The sequence below is a fragment of the Streptomyces sp. NPDC088733 genome (assembly GCF_044751185.1).
Taxonomy (GTDB): Bacteria; Actinomycetota; Actinomycetes; order Streptomycetales; family Streptomycetaceae; genus Actinacidiphila.
In genome coordinates this window covers 145,195-162,061 of record NZ_JBIVLH010000020.1, presented here as the reverse complement: position 1 = coordinate 162,061, position 16,867 = coordinate 145,195, and the positions used below count along the sequence as shown (strand labels likewise).

General features: G+C 69.9%; 13 protein-coding genes and 1 pseudogene. 8 read left to right on the top strand and 6 right to left on the bottom strand.

Annotated features, from left to right (window positions below; all coding sequences use genetic code 11):
- The first annotated feature begins 261 nt into the window (after window positions 1-261).
- Window positions 262-2,403, top strand: a complete 2,142-nt coding sequence (locus tag ACIP64_RS30410) for a glycoside hydrolase family 27 protein (RefSeq protein ID WP_401592855.1) — start codon at window positions 262-264, stop codon at window positions 2,401-2,403.
- A 135-nt stretch (window positions 2,404-2,538) separates the two neighbouring features.
- Here the strand turns inward: ACIP64_RS30410 and ACIP64_RS30405 are convergent.
- Window positions 2,539-2,751, bottom strand: a pseudogene (locus ACIP64_RS30405) (hypothetical protein); the annotation flags it as partial.
- 337 nt (window positions 2,752-3,088) lie between these two features.
- Here ACIP64_RS30405 and ACIP64_RS30400 point away from each other — a divergent pair.
- Window positions 3,089-3,775: an alpha/beta hydrolase gene (locus ACIP64_RS30400; RefSeq protein ID WP_401592853.1), complete on the top strand. Its 687-nt coding sequence runs from the start codon at window positions 3,089-3,091 to the stop codon at window positions 3,773-3,775.
- Between the two features lie 6 nt (window positions 3,776-3,781).
- Here the strand turns inward: ACIP64_RS30400 and ACIP64_RS30395 are convergent, their stop codons facing one another.
- Window positions 3,782-8,047 (bottom strand): CHAT domain-containing protein, encoded by a 4,266-nt coding sequence (locus ACIP64_RS30395; protein WP_401592851.1) that lies wholly within the window; start codon window positions 8,045-8,047, stop codon window positions 3,782-3,784.
- 91 nt (window positions 8,048-8,138) lie between these two features.
- Between ACIP64_RS30395 and ACIP64_RS30390 the strand changes: the two genes are divergently transcribed.
- From ACIP64_RS30390 to ACIP64_RS30365, 6 genes are all read left to right on the top strand, one after another.
- Window positions 8,139-8,546, top strand: a complete 408-nt coding sequence (locus ACIP64_RS30390; RefSeq protein ID WP_401592849.1) for a hypothetical protein — start codon at window positions 8,139-8,141, stop codon at window positions 8,544-8,546.
- On the top strand, window positions 8,543-9,508 hold the full coding sequence (locus ACIP64_RS30385) for a hypothetical protein (RefSeq protein ID WP_401592847.1): 966 nt from the start codon (window positions 8,543-8,545) through the stop codon (window positions 9,506-9,508). The genes ACIP64_RS30390 and ACIP64_RS30385 overlap by 4 nt, the downstream gene beginning before the upstream one ends.
- A gap of 22 nt (window positions 9,509-9,530) precedes the next feature.
- Window positions 9,531-9,674: a hypothetical protein gene (locus tag ACIP64_RS30380; RefSeq protein WP_401592845.1), complete on the top strand. Its 144-nt coding sequence runs from the start codon at window positions 9,531-9,533 to the stop codon at window positions 9,672-9,674.
- 666 nt (window positions 9,675-10,340) lie between these two features.
- Window positions 10,341-11,624: an MFS transporter gene (locus ACIP64_RS30375; RefSeq protein WP_401592843.1), complete on the top strand. Its 1,284-nt coding sequence runs from the start codon at window positions 10,341-10,343 to the stop codon at window positions 11,622-11,624.
- A gap of 437 nt (window positions 11,625-12,061) precedes the next feature.
- A complete protein-coding gene (locus ACIP64_RS30370) occupies window positions 12,062-12,664 on the top strand; it encodes a sigma-70 family RNA polymerase sigma factor (RefSeq protein WP_401592841.1) in 603 nt (200 codons plus the stop codon).
- 25 nt (window positions 12,665-12,689) lie between these two features.
- Entirely contained in the window at window positions 12,690-13,478 is a 789-nt protein-coding gene (locus tag ACIP64_RS30365) for a zf-HC2 domain-containing protein (protein ID WP_401592839.1), read from the top strand.
- A 337-nt stretch (window positions 13,479-13,815) separates the two neighbouring features.
- Here ACIP64_RS30365 and ACIP64_RS30360 read toward each other — a convergent pair whose 3' ends face one another.
- The 4 genes from ACIP64_RS30360 to ACIP64_RS30345 all read right to left on the bottom strand — a co-directional run bounded on the left by ACIP64_RS30360 (window position 13,816) and on the right by ACIP64_RS30345 (window position 15,928).
- Window positions 13,816-14,106 carry a hypothetical protein gene (locus ACIP64_RS30360; RefSeq protein ID WP_401592837.1) on the bottom strand — a complete coding sequence of 97 codons (291 nt, stop codon included), beginning with the start codon at window positions 14,104-14,106 and terminating at the stop codon, window positions 13,816-13,818.
- Window positions 14,107-14,175: 69 nt separating this feature from the next.
- Window positions 14,176-14,631: a hypothetical protein gene (locus tag ACIP64_RS30355; RefSeq protein WP_401592835.1), complete on the bottom strand. Its 456-nt coding sequence runs from the start codon at window positions 14,629-14,631 to the stop codon at window positions 14,176-14,178.
- Window positions 14,628-15,557 (bottom strand): metallophosphoesterase family protein, encoded by a 930-nt coding sequence (locus ACIP64_RS30350; RefSeq protein WP_401592833.1) that lies wholly within the window; start codon window positions 15,555-15,557, stop codon window positions 14,628-14,630. Before ACIP64_RS30350 ends, ACIP64_RS30355 begins: the two co-directional genes overlap by 4 nt.
- 71 nt (window positions 15,558-15,628) lie before the next feature.
- The gene (locus ACIP64_RS30345) at window positions 15,629-15,928 is read right to left on the bottom strand and encodes a plastocyanin/azurin family copper-binding protein (protein ID WP_401592831.1); all 300 of its coding nucleotides are present in this window, start codon (window positions 15,926-15,928) and stop codon (window positions 15,629-15,631) included.
- Window positions 15,929-16,867: the final 939 nt, after the last annotated feature.

Here is a 16,867-nt window from a genome sequence, read left to right as displayed (position 1 = left end):
ACCTTCGGCTCGAAGGGGTCGTTCCTGCCGATCGTTGCCAGGCCGTGGGGCGCCCAGAAGCGCACCAGGCAGATGGCACGTCGCTCGCATGCCTCACGAACCGTGAACATAAATTAGTAATACTTCTTGACATGGCAAGAACACAAGGTCACAGTCGTCGTCGTGGCGCCGCCGCCGCGATCCGGAGGACTCTCCGACGGGGCGGGGCGCCGATGATTCCCCCAACTCTCGGGAGACACAGTGACTTCGCATCGTGCAGGGATGGTGCGTGCCCGACGGGCCGCGGCGGCCCTGGGTGCCACCGCGCTCGTAGGGATGGCCGTGCCAGGGGCGCACGCCGCCGACCCGGCCGCTCCCGGCACCATCGACCAAGGCGCGCCGCGCTACTACAACAGCGGCCTTGCCCCGACGCCGTACATGGGCTGGAACACCTACTACGGCCTGGGCGCTCCGACGGAGAGCGAGGTGAAGTCCGTCGCCGACCACCTGGTCAGCAGCGGCCTCAGGGACGCCGGCTACAACATCGTCTGGCTGGACGGCGGTTGGCAGGCCGACACCCCCCGGGACAGTCAGGGACGGCTGACCCCCAACGCCACCCGTTTCCCCTCCGGGCTGCCGTCGCTCGTGACGTACCTTCACCAGCACGGGCTCAAGGCCGGCATCTACACCGACGCGGGCACCTACGACGGCGGCAAGAGCTGCGGGCTCGGCAGTCGCGGGTACTACGAGCAGGACGCGCAACAGTTCGCGGACTGGAAGTTCGACGCGGTCAAGGCCGACTTCCTGTGCGGGATCGGCGCGAAGCTCGACCCGGGCCCCGCGTTCAAGCAGTTCAGCGACGCCCTGGCCAAGACGGGGCGGCCCATGCTGCTGAACATCTGCAACCCGCTCACCGACGACTGGGGGCTCTCGCACACCCCGGCCCAGGACGCGCACAACACCTACACCTACGGCCCGACGACAGCGGACTCCTGGCGCACGGGCACCGACCTCGCCTTCGGTGATCCCTCCACCGGGGTGTGGCCCAACATCCTGCGCAGCGCCGACGCGAACGCCTGGCACCCCGAGGCGCAGGGCCCCGGCCACTACAACGACCCGGACTACCTGCTGCCCATGCGGAAGCTCGCGAACGGCTCGTACGAGCTGAACGAGGAGGAGTCGACCTCCCAGCTCGTGCTCTGGTCGGTCATGGGCGCCCCGCTGGTGATCGGCTCCGACCCGCGCACCCTTCCTCAGTCGATGATCGACACTCTACGCAACCCCGACATCCTCGCCGTCGACCAGGACCCCTTGGCCATTCAGGGCGTACGGGTGGCCACCGACTCCACTGGCGACGTCTACAGCAAGGTCCTCCAGGGCGCCGGCAAGCGCGCGGTCGTCCTGCTCAACCGCTCGAATTCCCCGGCCCAGCGCACGGTCACCTTCGCCGACGCCGGGCTGACCGGGAGCATCAGCGTCCGCGACCTGCGCGCTCGCCAGGACCGGGGGACGTACACCGGGTCGTACACCGTCACGGTCCCCGCCCACGGCACCGCCTTCTTCAAGCTGTCCGGCACGGACGCCGCCCCCGGTGTCCCGCTGGGCGCGAGCTCCTCGGCCAGCCCGGCGATCGTGGCCAATGGGACCACCCTCACCGCGTTCACCCGTGACGCGAACGGCGCTCTGATCCAGCGCACAGGCAGCGACGGATCGTGGACGGGCGCCTCGGTGAACCTGGGCGGCCCCGTCGCGGGTGCGATCCTCGGCCAGCCGGCCGCGTACGGCTCGGCCGGCGGCCGGATCGACGTGTTCGTACGAGGCACGGACGACGCCACGTATCTCAGGACCTTCAGCGGCGGCACCAGCGGGACGTGGGGGGCCTGGCAGAGCATCGGCGGACAGATCACGGACGCCCCCGGCGTCGCCTTCCGGGGCCCGGGCGACTGGACGATCTTCGCGCGCGGCGCCGACGGCCTCATCTGGCAGACCGGTCCGGCCGGGGCGTGGAGCTCGGTGGGCGCGCCCGGTGGCGCCGCGACATACGGGCGGCCCTCGGCCGTCACGGACTCGGCGGGCCGCACCCACGTCGCCGTTCGGACGGCCGACGATTCGATCTGGGAGCGCGTGCGTTCGGCCTCCGGAACCTGGTCGGACTGGACCTCGCTCGGCGGTACGGTCAGCGGCAGCCCGACGTTGGTGGCCGCGGGCAGCAGCGTCTACCTCTTCGCCAGGGCTGCCGACTACACCCTCTGGCAGCGCAACTACTCCGCCGGCGGAAAAGGCGCCTGGGGTGGCTGGTTCTCCCGCCCGCCGTTCGTGAGCGGGGTGTTCGACGGGTCGCTCGGCGGGGCCGCGGCACCCGACAACACCGTGCTGATCGCCTACCGCGGGGTCAACGGAGCCGTTTACCAGAGCCGACTGTGATCAATCCGGCGGCCTGATCAGTCGGGCCGCCGGAGCACCACAGGGGGCGTGATCCGACAGTGCCGACGCAGGGTGAGTCCCTGGACGCGACGGCACTCGCGGCCGGGCCGACCCGACGGGGGGTCCTGGTGATCGTCATGGGCGCCGGGTCGGTCGACGGCCTGGACGGACGCGTCGGCTCCCGGCCTGACCATCGGTCTGCTTGGCAGTAGCACTGCCCGTGACCGGAAACATGTCACCGGGCTGGAGAGCGGTGCGGGCCATGGTCCAGCGTTTGCGGCCAGCGCCGGTGGGGTCCAGGCTCATGACGGCCGTGCAGACGCATTTCAGCGCGGCGGCTTCGTTCGGGCTCTGACGGGCAGCACGCTCCCGCTCCTCCAACAGTCCCGTCACCGACGGCATCCGGCACTCCACCCGAAGAGACGACACGACACGCCATCCCTCCCGCCGGGGCACCGATCTCATGCCTGCACAGCGGAGACGCAGCTACCGCCTTCGGAAAGACAACGCCTTCTTACTGATCTTGGGGTCACCCACCGGGCAGTCGGCGGCGAGCGTACTGCCAGTCCTGGGCACCCCACGCGGAGGTGTGCGTGGGATCTACGACGTCACTGGGTTATTGCTCAAGTGCACTGTTTCCCAGCGCGGTTGCCATCGCAACGCCCGGCCGTACAGACTGCCGTCCATGCCAGACAGCAACCGCATTTTGCTCCTGCATTTCGATATCGAAGAGGGGCGGGTGGTCATCGCACGGAACAACCCGGACGACGCGCGCCATGTGGTCGTGATGGTTCCCGGCGTCAGTATGGGGGCTCAGGCCATGGACCGACAGCTGAAGCGAGCGGAGGAGCTGTTCCGCAAGTTCGCGTCGGGACCGGACGACGACACACTTTCCGTCATCACCTGGGCCGACTATGTGGTACCCCGGTCGCCCCAGGAGGCCCGGGACGCGGCGTCCGCCGCCACCGGTGCCCCACGGCTCGCGAGGTTCCTCGCGGGGCTGCCCGTGACGGCGGAGGGCTATGGACGTTGGCGTGCTCCCGCGAGGGTCACCGTGATTGCCCACGGCTACGGCGGGCTCGTCGCGGGTCTCGCGGCGCGGGAGCACGACCTGGACGCCGCTGCGCTGGTGTTTCTCGGCTGCGCGGCGGCCGGTGTCGAGACGGTGCGCGCTCTGCGCTACAAAGGCCCGGTCTACGCCACATCACCCGATGTCAACGGCGACGGAACCCCCGTCGGCGTGCACGGACCGCGGCCCGACAGCCCCGGGTTCGGGGCGTCGGTCCTGCGATCCGGCCCACTGTCGTTCCAGGGTGATCCAGTGATCCGGTACCTGCCGGAGCTGCGCCGGATCATCCTGGGTGAGGCCTGAGCGTGATCAGGCGCCGAAGTGCAGGTGCGATGCCCACAAGGACGGAGTGCCAGGGTAGTTGTCCCGCTGCGAGCGGACGGCCCGGTGCAGGGAACGCGCCGCGCGGCCGAGGTCGAGCTTCCCGGTGCGTGTGTCGCGAAGCCCCGTGTAGAAGTCGTCGGTGATCTCGACGGCAACTTCGTCGTCCACTTCCCACAACGTCCCGACAACCTGTGGGAAGCCCGCCGCCTGCAGTCCCCCGGCCAGGTGCATGCCCTCCCCCAGCAGGCGCTCGGCCGGGTTAAGGGCGGTGTGGCAGGCGGAGAGATAGGCGAGCTGTGCGCCGTCGAGGTTGACAGCGTTGAGATCGGCGACGGTCAGCGGGTTCTGTTCGTGGTCGTGCAACAGGAGCCGACTGGCCGTCGGGTCGTCGATGTCGTAGCTGCCATGGCACGCGAAGTGCGCGACGGCGCGGCCGGGGAGGTCCGTCAGAACCCGGTCACGGTCCGGCTCGGTCAGAACGAGGGGGACGGGCAGGATGTCCGCCAGCAACTCGGTCTCGTACGGGACGTTCCGCAGGTCCGGCAGGCCTGGGGTGGTAGGCATGGCGACGATCAGTGAAGTGTTCGCGGAGGTGCCAACCGCCGTCTGCCGCAGTCGCGCGTGACGCAGCGCCCGGATGGTGGGCGTGTAGGACGACACGACGCGGTCCATGACCGTATGGCCGCTCATGGGATCGTCGTGGTGGCCGGCGGCGTGCAGCGGCAGCAGGCTGAGGAATCCGCCAGGCGCCCACCACAGTCGAGGCCATGGCGTGCCGTCGGCAGGGGGGCCGTGGTAGCCGAGCTTGTCGAGGACCGGGCCGGTGATGTTGTCCCAGAGCCATTTCAGGACCGTGATGATGGTGTTCTGCGCCGCGACGCGGTCCGCGGCCGGGTCCTGGGCTTCCCGTAGCGCGACATGGAAGGCGTTGACCTGGTCGATCACCGTGCTCGCGGTGACGGCGGGCAGGTGCAGCGAGGTGACGCCCTCCCGTGTGAGCAGGAGGGCGTCGCCGCGGTACGCGACGTTGAAGCTGACGACCGGGCCCCGGTCGGCGACGGAAAGAAGTTCGGCGGCCGTGGGAGGCAGGGCGAAGGTGGCAAAGCCGTCCAGGCACCGGATCTCGCGAAGCGTCGCCGCCAGCTCCGCGGCTGCCCCGATGCGGTCGCCGTCGCCGGGCAGTGCCGGGTCGGCGTCCCGGTCAAGAACATCGCGCAGAGCTGTGAATCGGGCCGCCAGCCGAGGGTGGGTCTCCTGGAGCCCGGTCAGGTCCCCACGGGTGTCCAGGAGTTGGCCGAGCAGCACGGCGCGGCCTGCTTCCAGCAGCGACAGGGCGCGGCGCGCCCGCTCGGCCGGCGGCCTGGTCGGCTCGGCCAAGGACATGGCCGCAGCATCGTCGGCGAGTCCTCTCGCCGACTCGATGGCACCCTGCTGCTCGGCGCGGCGCATCCGACGCGGCGCCACCTCGGGCAGCAGCTGGACCGCGGTCTCCAGAAGGTCGGACGCGAGCGCCAGATCCTTGGGGCCCGGTGTCGCGGGAGTCGCGGCGGCCAAATGCGCGCCGACCTTGGCCCCGTGAACGCGTAGCCGTGGCGCCGCGGCAGGGGAGCGGACCAGCTCCGACAGGACACGAAGCGCCTCTGCGCGATCCTCTTCCCGGCTGGCTTCGCCGTCGGCGTCACTTCCGCGACGGTGGGTGATCCGGGTCAGCAGTACCTCCCCGAGAACCAAGAGCCAGTTCGGTCGGGAGAAGTCGGTGGCGGCGGCCTGGAGGGCTTGACGCGCGGCATCCACCGCCTCGTCGATGTCTGTCGTGTACGGGTGCAGTTCGAAGCGAGTCTCCAACACTTGGCAGAGGTTGCCGAACGCTTGTGCCCGATGTCCGTCGCCGCCCGACGCGATCTGTGTCGCGCGGCGGCCCAGCTCGATGGCCTCCTCGAGATCCGCGTCGTTCCGGTCCGCCAGGAACCGGTGTTTCAAGGTGTCGCTCAGAGAGGTCAGACAGACGGCGTTCTCCGGATCGAGCGCGAGGGCCTGCCGGCACGTTGTCACGGCTTCGTCGAGGTCCGCCCGATTGCCCGTCCGGTGGTACTGGAGCTTGAGCGCGTAGCTGAGCGAAGCCAGGTTCCTGGCGTGCTCCGTACCGTCGGCGCACGTCGTCGCGGCCGTTTCCCGCCGCGAGGCCACAATGGCGTCCACGTCAGCCTGCACGTAGTTCCATTCGAACCGTCGGGTCAGATAGGCCCCGAGCAGGCGCCGCACCTCGGTCTGCCCCGGCTCGTCATCGTCCTCCGGGGCCGTCCAGATCTCCGTGGCGCGTAGCTGGAGATGTCCACGAGGCCGGTTCGCCCGTGGCCGGGGTTCCGAGGCTGTCGCGGCAGCGGCACGCTGAACGAGGGTGATCGCTGCGTCCAGGTCGTCCACAGTCCCGACCCGCCGCGCCCGAGCGTCCAGCACGATCGCCATGCTGATCAGCAGCCCGGGCGCGGGTTCTGGCTGCGCCGTAACGGTGAAGCGTCGGGCGATGTCGGCCGCCTCGTCCAGGTCGGATCGGGCGCCGCCGACGTACTCGAAGCGGCTCTGCAGAGCGCAACTGAGGTCCGACTGGCAGGACATACGCTCCGCGTCGGTCGCCGCAGCAGCCAGGGCTCTGCGCAGGACGGAGATGGCGTCGTCCAGGTCCGCCGGGGTCTCGCGGTCATGGAAGCGGTTGAACAGCGCCTGAGCCAGCTGGGAGAGGCGTTCGGACAGGTCCGCGCTGTCGGCCGCAGTCGCCTCGGTGATCGACCGCCGAACGACGATCACCTCGTCGAGGTCCCGGGACGCACGGGAGAGCTGAAAACCCGCCCACAGCGCGCGATCGAGCTGGAGCAGGGCGGAGAGGTGGGCCCGGTCTCCCACCGCGGAGATCGCGACGGCGCGACGGGCAAGATCGATGGCCTCAATGAGGTCCGCGGCTTTCCCGGACGCCTCGTGGCGGAACCGCAACGCGGTACTCAGGCTGGTGAGCAGCGGCACGCTGCCGGGAACGGCATGGACGGCCTGCCGGTTGACCGCGACCAGGTCATCGATGTCCGCCGGATCGCCGGTGCGGGCGAAGCGGGCGGACAGAAATGCGGCGAGGCGTAAGTGGTCGTGGACGCGGGAGTCGTGCTCCACAGGCCTGATGTCGACGAGGCGGCGCGAGACCATGATGGCCTCGTCCAGATCGGCTTCGGACTCGGTCAGCTCGAATCTGCCGCGCAGCACGTCCGCGAGGTTCGACAGGTACATGGCCGCATCGGCGTGTCCTTCGCCGGCCAGCACGGCCCGACGCGCGGCGCCCAGCGCCTCGTCGAGATCCGCCGGCGAGCGGGTGAGCTCGAAGCTGGCATACAGCGCCCTGGCCAGGTTGTGCAGGATCGCGGCCAGGCTCGGGTCGCGCGGGTCAGCTGCTGCGACGGCTTGCCGGGCAGCTCGTGCCGCCTCGGCCGCGTCCTCCGGCCTGCTCTCGCGTGTGAAGCGCAAACTCAGCACTCCGCTCAGGTTTGTTGCCGCAACAGCCACCTTGCTGTCACCTGCCGCAACAGCGACGGCCCGGCGTGCGACGGCGATGGCTTCGTCCAGATCCGCCGCATCGTGAGTGCGCTCGTACCTCAGCTTGAGAGCGGCACCCAGGTTCGAGAGGTACATGCTCAGGTCCTTCTCGTCCGCGCCGAGTTGCACGGCCGCGGCGCCGACCGCCAGCGCCTGGTCCAGATCTGCTGGCGCATCGGTGCGCTGGGAGCGGGAAACCAGCGCCCCGCAGGTTATCGCGAGCCGCCGCGCCCGATGTGGATGCCCTCGCGGGGTGGCGTTCACCACGTGGATCCATTGATCGACCAGATCCGAGAGGAGCTGGGTGTCCGGGCCGAGCATCGCGTGGTTGAGCATCGCGGGAAGTCGCAACGAGGCCTGGTCGGCCAACGCGGGCAGCAACGGTTCGGGGAAGTCCACCAAGCCGAAGGCGATCGAGGCCGCGGACAGCAGGTCCCATGCCTCGTCAACCAGGGCCTGACGCTGTCCGGACGGCACGGCTTCGGCCTGATACCACTTCAGCCAGCCCAGCAGATGCCTGGCCGGGATGTCCAGGCGCTCTTCCTCGTCGAGGCTTTCCGCCAGGCTGTCGGCCATCGCAATCACACCGGGGGACCATGCCGGTGACGGATCACCGGTCGCTCGGATCCGCAGCACGAACTCCTCCAACAGCCCCAGCAGTTCATCGCGTCCCATCAGCCCTCCTCGCAGCACGGCCTCTCAGCGTACGATGACGGCGACCCAGAGCGCACGGGTCCACTGACGGCGACAATTCGGGAGAAGGCCAGTGGCACGCGGTGGTAGGCGGACGGCGGAAGAGATCGCCGACGGCATTGCACTCGTCTGCGAGAACGTCGAGGGTATCCGCGCCAAGCTGGAACGTGGCCCGGCAGACGACCTGCGGCAACTCGACGAACTGCTCACCGCCCTGCACGACGGCACGGATCCTGCCGACCTGCTCGAAACCGTTCATCGCGCGTTGCGGCGGGCACAGGACGCCATGGGCGTCTTCGGGCGCGTCCGTGACGCGTCGATGGTGACCGTGGCCGGGATTCCCATAGTGCCCGGCGAATCGGTCCTGCTCTGTCCGCGCGCCGAGCATCCGTGCGCCCGTTACGCCTGGCCCGGGCCGGAGAGTAGGCCCGTCTGCCACGTGACGGGCTCGTCCCTCCGGCGCACGACACTCACGACGTGACCGACCTTCTCGGCGGGTTCGGCACCGAACTCAGCAAGAACCTCGCCGACAAGTGGGTGAGCCTGCTGGCACTGCCCGGGGCCCTGTATCTCATGGTGTTCGCGGCCGGACGGGCCCTCGGTCACTCCCACGCACTGGATGTCCCGCTCCTGATCCGGCACATCACCGCCTGGGCCCACGATCCGGCGGTCACTACGGCGGGTGGCCAGGTTGTACTGCTCGCGGCCGTCTTCGCGGCGTCCGTGGCGACAGGTCTGTCGGCCCGCGCCGTGGGGGCGGCGATCGAACGGGTGGCACTGGCAACAAACTGGCGCTTGTGGCCGCGCTCGGCGCGTGCCCTCGCACGACGCCGGACCCGTCATCGCCGGAACCGGTGGGACGAGGCACACCGGGAATACAGCATCCGGTGGAAGGAGGCCGCGCGCGCACAGGCACTGAAGCGTCCCCACGACCCGGGGCCACGGCAAGCCGCGCTCCACACCAGGACGGCGATCTCTGCGGAACGCCCGGACCGGCCGACTTGGAGCGGTGACCGAATGCACGCTGTTGCCGTGCGGCTGCGGCGTGATCATCGCCTGGACCTGGCCCAGCTCTGGCCGCACATGTGGCTGATGCTTGGTGAGGAAGCGCGCAACGAGATCACCGCGGCACGTACCGCCATCGCCCGTGCCACCGAACTCGGCGCCTGGGCAGCGCTGTACGCACTGCTGGCGTTCGTATGGTGGCCCGCAGGCATCGTGGGCCTGTTGCTGGGAACGACCGCCTGTCGGCGCACTCGCAGCACGACGGATTGCTACGCCCAGCTTGTGGAAGCAGCCGTCCGCCTGAATATCCGCGAACTCGCGCAGCGCCTCGGAATCGACCACACCGAGCCGCTGTCCCCCGACGCCGGTGAACGGTTCAGTGAGCTGCTCGGCTCGGCACCACCGATCGTTCCTGATGCACGGTCGGAGTCCGGCTGATCGAATGGGGGAATCGGTCCGCTTGACGATGCCCCGGAAGAAGCTGGCCCTCTGGATGGGCCGCAAGATCGCGAACCACGTCGATCGTGGCAGCCGCCCGGCCCTCGCCGGACGGCCGGCCGGCCGACTGGGCAGCAAGCGGTCCGGCCCCACACGCCTGCTCTGATCATTTGGTGGACGCTGTGGATCGGCTCTGTCTGGGGCGGCTGGCTGTACACGTTCGTAGCCGAGTTCTTCTACCTCGAAGACTCCACCGACGTGGAGAATTACGCCGTGGGACCCACCCGGTAGACGCGTTCGGCGAAGTCGTCGAGCACGGTGTCGGCGTGTTTGCGGCCGTCGCCGCGGTACTCGTCGTCCGCCGGAGCACGCACTCCAGCGCACCCGCGCCACGGCCTTCTTCTCCCTTCAGGCGCATAGCGCGGCACGCCGGCGCCGGGCCGACACGCTTGCCGAGGAACGGCGGGCGGAACTCGACACACTCGGCATCCGCTCGTAACCACCACAGCACGAGGATGGGCTGGGCTGGGACCCCCACCGGGCAGGAGGTGGGACGGGGTGCCGGACTGGAGCCCCGCCGTCTGCCACGGGCCCAAATTGCCTTTCGCCGTGAGCGGCCGCGGACTACTGTTCGAGGGCGGCAAGTTACCCGTGAGGGGCTGAAACGTGGTCGGTCTTCCGAGCGCGCGTTGACGTCGTAGGCCGTGATCGGCCCGTCATCGCGTGCTGCTCTTGATGTTGCGGCACCGCGAGCCCTCCCCCGCCCGAACCCTCAGTGCATCTGTCGTGCGCTGGGCGTCGGGCCTCGTTGTCGGCAACCCAAGGGACCCCTGTGCCGTCCGCTTCCTCCGCTGTATCCGATTCCAGTCGGCCTGTTCCGTCAAGCCTGTGGCGGGACGGCGACTTCCGTAGGCTCTGGGTGGGTCAGACCGCCTCCCAACTCGGCGAACACGCAAGCCTGGTGGTCCTGCCGCTCTTCGCCGTCCTGACACTCAGCGCCGATGCCGGCCAGTTGGGCGTCCTGCGCGCGGTGGGACAGGCGCCGATCCTGTTGCTCTCGCTCTTCGTCGGCGCGTGGGTGGACAGGTGGCGGACCCGCACGGTGATGGTGCTGACGGATGCCGGCCGGACCCTGGCACTGGGCGCCGCCGCCGTGGCCGGCTTCCTCGGTTGGCTCGGCCTGCCCGCGCTGTTCGTGGTCGCCTTCGCCGTCGGGGCCCTTTCCGTGCTTTTCGACGTGGCATACCAGGCGTCACTCGTAGGGCTGGTGCAACGCGATCAGTTGCTGCGGGGCAACAGCGCGCTTGAGGGCAGCCGGTCCGCAGCCCAGATCGGCGGTCCCGCCCTCGGTGGCGCGTTGGTGTCACTGCTGTCGGCGCCGATCGCCGCGGCCTCCAGTGCGCTGTTCTTTGCGTTGTCGTTCCTGTCGATCCGACGGATCCGCCGGACCGAATCGATCCCGGAGCCCTCGAAGCGTCCCCCTCGGGTGTGGCGGCGGATTCATGAGGGCCTCCGTTTCGTGGTCGGCGAGACCTTGCTGCGGACCGTGTGCCTCGCCTCGGCTGCCTTCCAGTTCTCCTTCGCGGCCATGATGACCGTCTATCTGCTCTTCCTGCCGCGGGAACTGCACCTGTCGGGCACCGCTGTCGGCCTGGCGCTCGCGGCGACGGGGCCGGGCGCGCTCCTGGGCTCGATGCTCGCCGCGCGCCTGCCGAGTCGGTTCGGTCATGGCCCGGTGCTCGTGTCCGCGGCGGTACTCGGCGACGGTGCGTTCCTGTGTGTGCCCGCAATGCACGGCTCCTCCGCCATCACGGTTCTGGCGCTCCTCGCCGTCAGCTTCGTGTTCGGTACCGGCGGCCAGTTGGTGAATGTCACGATCATGGCCGTCCGGCAGGCCGTCACCCCGGACGGGATACAGGGCCGTGCGGCTGCGACCATCACGTTCACAGGCATGGGGCTGACCCCGCTCGGCTCGCTGCTCGGCGGTCTTCTCGCGGAGGAGTGGGGGCTGCGCACCAGCCTCCTGGTGACGGCCGCGGGCATGATGCTGTCTCCCATGCTGATGGCTATTTCCCCGCTCGCTCGCCTGGGACGGGCGCTCCCGGAACCGCCGTGACCGGTGGCGCGATGGACACCGCTGTGTGGCCATGGCCGAAACCGCGGGCCGGTGGCGTCTTGAGGGTGCCCGTGACCTGCGGCGATGAGCAGATCCGTGCTCCCCGCCGGTGATCAGGGGATACTCACCGAACCCACCTGATGCCGGATCGTCATCACCGACTCCCGTTCTCGGAGCAGATCCGTCGTGCTCGTCGAGCGCGTCGTGGGGGCCGCAGCACGAGGTCGTGTCGCGTACGCAGGGGTCGCACGGCGCGGGAGGCCCCAAGGGGCGGCGGGATCCTCTCGGTCGTCCCGGCTCACGCCCTGTGGGACGGGAGGGGGATCCCTTGGATCGGTGCTTGTCGGGCTTCACGGGTGCCGCGGGACGCATGGTTCGGATACCTAAGTGCCTTTTGTGGAATTTGGGAGATTTACACAATATGGGATGATTCCCTTATGCCGTGGAGCCTTCCGAAGCGCGATCCGACGAGCCGGCCGGATCGCCCCGGGAGTCGTGTCTCCGGCAGGGGGACCCTTTCCTCCGCGGACGAGGAACTGCTCCGCACGCTGTACGCCGAGCACGCCGGGCCGCTGTTCCACTTCGTGCTGCGACTGACCTCAGGAGACTGGCAATGGGCCGAGGACGTGGTGCAGGAGACACTGCTTCGGGCCTGGCAGCATCCCGAGGCGTTCGACCCCCAACGCGGTCCGGCCCGGGCCTGGCTGTGCACAGTTGCGCGGCATCTGGTCGTCGACGCCCGCCGGGCCCGCCGGGCCCGGCCGACCGAGGTCGAAGGCGAGGCGCTGGAACAGGTCGCGGAGCGGACGGCCGGGGAGGACGAGATCGAGCAGGCGCTGCAGAGCTGGGCGGTCGCCGACGCCATCCGGACCCTGTCCCCGGACCACCGGGCCGTGCTGCTGGAGACGTACTACAGGGGCCGGACGATGGTCGAGGCGGCAAAGATGCTCGGCCTTCCGGTGGGCACCGTGAAGTCGCGGACGTACTACGCCTTGAAGGCGCTGCGGCTGGCGCTGCAGGAACGGGGTATCGAGCCGTGACAGCGGGATTCAGGAGGTGCGGGCCATGAATGGCGGCCATGACGCCGTCCGGTTGTCCCTGGGCGGATACGTGCTGGGAACATTGTCCCCGGCGGAGACGGAGCAGGTGCGCGCCCACCTCGCGGAATGCGACGAGTGCCGCGCCGAGCATGCCGAGCTGGCGGGACTGCCCGCGCTGCTCGCGACGGTCAGCGCCGCCGAGGCCGAAACCGCGGCCGCGCCCGCGGCAAGCGGGGAACTGGCGGACCGGCTCGTACGGCGGGCCGCGGCAAGCGCAGCGCCGCAGCCCGCGCCCGCTGCCGTACCGGGCACCGTGCGGCGAACCGAACCGGGCCGACTCGACCGGATGCTCCAGCAGGCCGCGTCCCGGCGCCGCACCACCTGGCGCAGGCAGCTGGTCGGGGTCGCCACGGCCACGGCGCTCATCGCGGCGGCGGCGTCGGGCGGCACGTGGCTGGCTGTCATCGCCTCCACCAGCAGCCAGGTGGCGCAGCCCGCGCCGACGTCACCGGCCCCGGTCCGCACCTTCTCCGGAACCGATCCCACCACCGGCGTGTCCGCCTCGGTGAAGGTCTCCCCCGCCGCCTGGGGCAGTGCCCTGCAGGTCTCGGCCAAGGGAGCACCCCCCGGAATCACCTGCAGGCTGCAAGCGGTCGGGGTCACGGGCACCACAGCGACCGCCGCCACCTGGCAGGCCGGCAAGTACCCTGGCGGCGCCCGGATTTCCGGGACGGTACCCATGTTCCCGGAAGCCATCAGCCACTTCGACATCTACGCCGGCAGCGGCCAGAAGCTCCTCACCGTGTCGGCGTGAGGCCCCGCCCCGGCTCGTACCTCGTGGCCGGTGTCGAGGTGCCCCCGGCACCGGCGTGAGCGACACGTCGAGCCCCAGGCGCAACACCTCGGCCCGGTGTCCGGTCGGCAAGGGTCCCCCTGCCGGCTCCTGCACGCCGCCGCCTGTTTCACCCGCGGCGCCCGCCGCCCGTACCTGCGGTTCGCCGCCACCCGGCTCCGCCCGCCGCCTTCGCCCGGCGGCAGACCCTGCCCCGGCCCGCCATCCGAGCCGGCATCAGGGACCGCCTGTGCCCACCCACGTATCAAGGGCCCCTCGGCATGTCCCGCGACCGCACACGGCCGCAGGACACAGGACGTCACCGACGCTGTCGTCCCGGCTCGGCCGGAGCCGACCGAAAAGCAATAGCCAAGTCGTACCCGGTGATCTCGTCGGCGGGGCGGCGAAGTGTCCAGCGGCGGACCCCGCCGTCCATGGGCAGCACCTCGACGACGGTTTCCCACGGCGGACGGCCGGGTTCACCGCAGCCGAACTGCCGGATCATGACGGCGGTGTCGTCGTCCAGGCCGAGCAGGACGCGCACCGTGTCCCTCAGTTCGCACAGGTGCGGACTCGGCCAGGCGATTCCAGGGCGTGGTTCCAGGCGCATGCGAGACATCCCCTTTGGGTTCCGGGAGGAGTGGCAGATGGCGTGGGCGGCGGGCTTCGCCGCGGTGGTTCAGTCCGGTGGTGTGCCGGTGGCGGCCCGGTCCCGGACCGGTGGCGTGACGGAAGGGCGGGCGGAGCGGTGATGTGCGGACAGCACCATCTGCCAGACCGCCAGGAACAGCAGCGTTCCGGTTTCGGCGAGGAGAGAGAGGGCGGCCTGCGGTGCGGGCTGCAGCCCGCGCTCGGTGAATCCGAACACGCCCACGGTGCGCGAGGCGGCGAAACCGCCCAGTGCCCCGAGCGCGACGCCTGCCGCGGCGGCCCTCAGCAGCGCAGGTGGGGTTCCCCACAGCAGCAGCGCGGCCAGAGCGAAGGAAGCACTGGCCTGCAGGAGGAACATCGGGCCGATGAGGTGAACGAAGCGGTACTCGTCGAGGTAGAGCTGGGCGTGGATGTATCCGCCGCCGGCGAGAGTCGCGGCAGTCGCCCACCGCAGGACGGGAACGGGCAGCCTTCGGATGTTCATGCCAGCCTCTGATCCTTGATGGCCAGTTCGCGGTCGCCCTGGCGGTAGCCGACACTGCGGATGCCCAGCGCGTCCTTGAGCTGCCGGGCCGGGACGACCTGCGGGGTGGGCGCGGGAGCACGGCCCGGCTTGGGCAGCGGGTAGGCGGTGGTCGTGGCGGAGTGGAAGGTGATGTTGCCCTCCGTCTTGGTGAACAGCTGGTGGACGTGCCCGTTGAGACAGGTGACGGAGGAAAAGCGGCGCAGGAGAGTGATGACCTTCAGCGCGTCGTCGGTGCTCCAGCCCCACTGCGGGTACATCGCGAACAGCGGGATGTGGCTGAAGACCACGACGGGGGTGTCCGACGACAGTCCGGCGAGGTCCTTGCGGACGAAGTCGACCTGCTCATTGCCCAGATGGCCGAGCTTCTCCAGGCTCAGGGTGTTGACCAGGGCGATGAAGTGCACGCCGTGGGTGTCGAAGCTGTACCATCCGTCGCCGAGCGTGCCCGCACCGAAGGTCCGCCGGTAGGTGCGGCCCGCATCGCCGATGGAGTCGTGCTCCCCGGGGACGGTGAAGACACGGTCCGTGCTCATTCCGGCCATCATCTGCTTGACCTGGTCGAACTGACCGGGCGTGGACAGGTGGGTCAGATCGCCGCTGTGCATGACGAAGTCGGGCCTGAACCCGAGCGAGTTGACCTGGTTGACCGCCTCGGTGAACGAGCCGGCCACGTCCGTGTTCGCCGGACCCTGGAACCCGATATGGCTGTCGGAGACCTGCACGAACCGCAGCACGCCGCTTCCTGCGGCACCGGGGTTGGCGTGGGCCTGGGCGTGGGCGGTCTGGGCGTCGGCGATGTGGCTGACCACCTCCCCACCGGCCACGGTCAGTACCACCGCGCCGCCGAACCACCCTGCGTGGCGCACGAGCTGACGGCGTGTCATGCCGTGTTCCGTATCAGGCCGGCCGGGGTCGCAGTCCGGCGCTCGGTCGTGACGGTCGTAGGAGTCGGTCATCAGGTCACCTCCACGGTGGCGGTCATGAACGGATGGATGGTGCAGAGGTAGGCGTAGGTGCCGGGTTTGGTGAACGTGTAGCGGTAGGTGGCGTGGGTGGCCAGGGCAGCGGACTGCAACGGGCCGCCCGTCGCGGCGCTGGTGACGGTGTGGGCGTCGGTGTCCTGGTTGGTCCAGGTCACCGTCGTGCCCGCCTTCACCTTCAACGTGGCCGGGGAGAACGCGAAGTTCTTGATGGCAACGGCGTTCCCGGTCACCGGCGCGGCCGGCGCGGCCGCGCCCGAGTGGCTCGTAGGCATGTTCATGCTAGGCATCGGCGAGGCGCCGGGAGGGGTGCCCGCCGTGTTCCCCGGCCCTGCGGCACCGGGCATCCCAGCCGCCTGGTGCTGACCGGGACCGGGCCTGACGCCCGCTCCGGAGGACGAGGGATGCGGCGACAGAACGCATGAGCTCAGCAGGCCCAGCGCGCCGACAGTGGCGAGGGTGGCGACACCCAGCCCGGCCGCAACGCGTGATCGCCGGTCCGGTGTACGGAAGTTCAGATGCATGATGTGGGTTCCTGACTGGTCGGACGAAATTGGGAGCTTGCGACGGCAAGAGGCGCAGGCAACCCGCAGGGGTATGGGGTGGATGCCGCCTTCACGGCCTGCCTGGACCGCTGCACGCGCACAGCCGTCGCCGCGGCGAGCGCCAGGCACGGGCCGAGGCCACGCGGTGGCGCCGGCATCGATGCGCGACGGCACGGCGAGCACGGCCGGCGCCAGGAACACATGCTTCGCGCGGTGTGTCCCGGTCGCCTCCGATCCGTCCTTCGGCTCGCGGGGAATCGATGAGCAACTGCGTGAAAGCCGGCTTCTGCCCCACTTCACGGACGCCGGGAGCCACCCGGTTCGACATATCCGCACTTTTATGGAGTTTTTTGGCATCGCCGCAGATCGGTCGGCCTGCCCGGGCGCCCGCGCACGCACGGTCCCGATGAGGTCCGCGGGACCAGTCGCCGACGCACCTCCCGCGGCACTCACAGAGCGCTGTGCGCGCCTGCCTGTGCGTCACGAAAAAGGGGCCGTGCCTATGCGCGATGACCGGCTCATGTCCCGGAGTTCCTGAAAACGTGATGCGAAGACCGATCCGGATCCGCTCCGCGAGCCGTGTCTTAGGTAGAGGGACTCTTCCGGGCCGCGGACGAGGAACCGCCGCCCACGGTGTACGCGGAGTACGCAGGGCCCCCGTTCCAGTGC

What these genes read in the sequence shown, in the direction of transcription:
- ACIP64_RS30410 (WP_401592855.1), top strand. Translation starts at nt 262, where the DNA reads ATGGTGCGTGCCCGACGGGCCGCGGCGGCCCTGGGTGCCACCGCGCTC.
- ACIP64_RS30400 (WP_401592853.1), top strand. Translation starts at nt 3,089, where the DNA reads ATGCCAGACAGCAACCGCATTTTGCTCCTGCATTTCGATATCGAAGAG.
- ACIP64_RS30395 (WP_401592851.1), bottom strand. Translation starts at nt 8,047, where the DNA reads ATGGGACGCGATGAACTGCTGGGGCTGTTGGAGGAGTTCGTGCTGCGG.
- ACIP64_RS30370 (WP_401592841.1), top strand. Translation starts at nt 12,062, where the DNA reads ATGCCGTGGAGCCTTCCGAAGCGCGATCCGACGAGCCGGCCGGATCGC.
- ACIP64_RS30365 (WP_401592839.1), top strand. Translation starts at nt 12,690, where the DNA reads ATGAATGGCGGCCATGACGCCGTCCGGTTGTCCCTGGGCGGATACGTG.
- ACIP64_RS30360 (WP_401592837.1), bottom strand. Translation starts at nt 14,106, where the DNA reads ATGCGCCTGGAACCACGCCCTGGAATCGCCTGGCCGAGTCCGCACCTG.
- ACIP64_RS30355 (WP_401592835.1), bottom strand. Translation starts at nt 14,631, where the DNA reads ATGAACATCCGAAGGCTGCCCGTTCCCGTCCTGCGGTGGGCGACTGCC.
- ACIP64_RS30350 (WP_401592833.1), bottom strand. Translation starts at nt 15,557, where the DNA reads ATGACACGCCGTCAGCTCGTGCGCCACGCAGGGTGGTTCGGCGGCGCG.
- ACIP64_RS30345 (WP_401592831.1), bottom strand. Translation starts at nt 15,928, where the DNA reads ATGCCTACGAGCCACTCGGGCGCGGCCGCGCCGGCCGCGCCGGTGACC.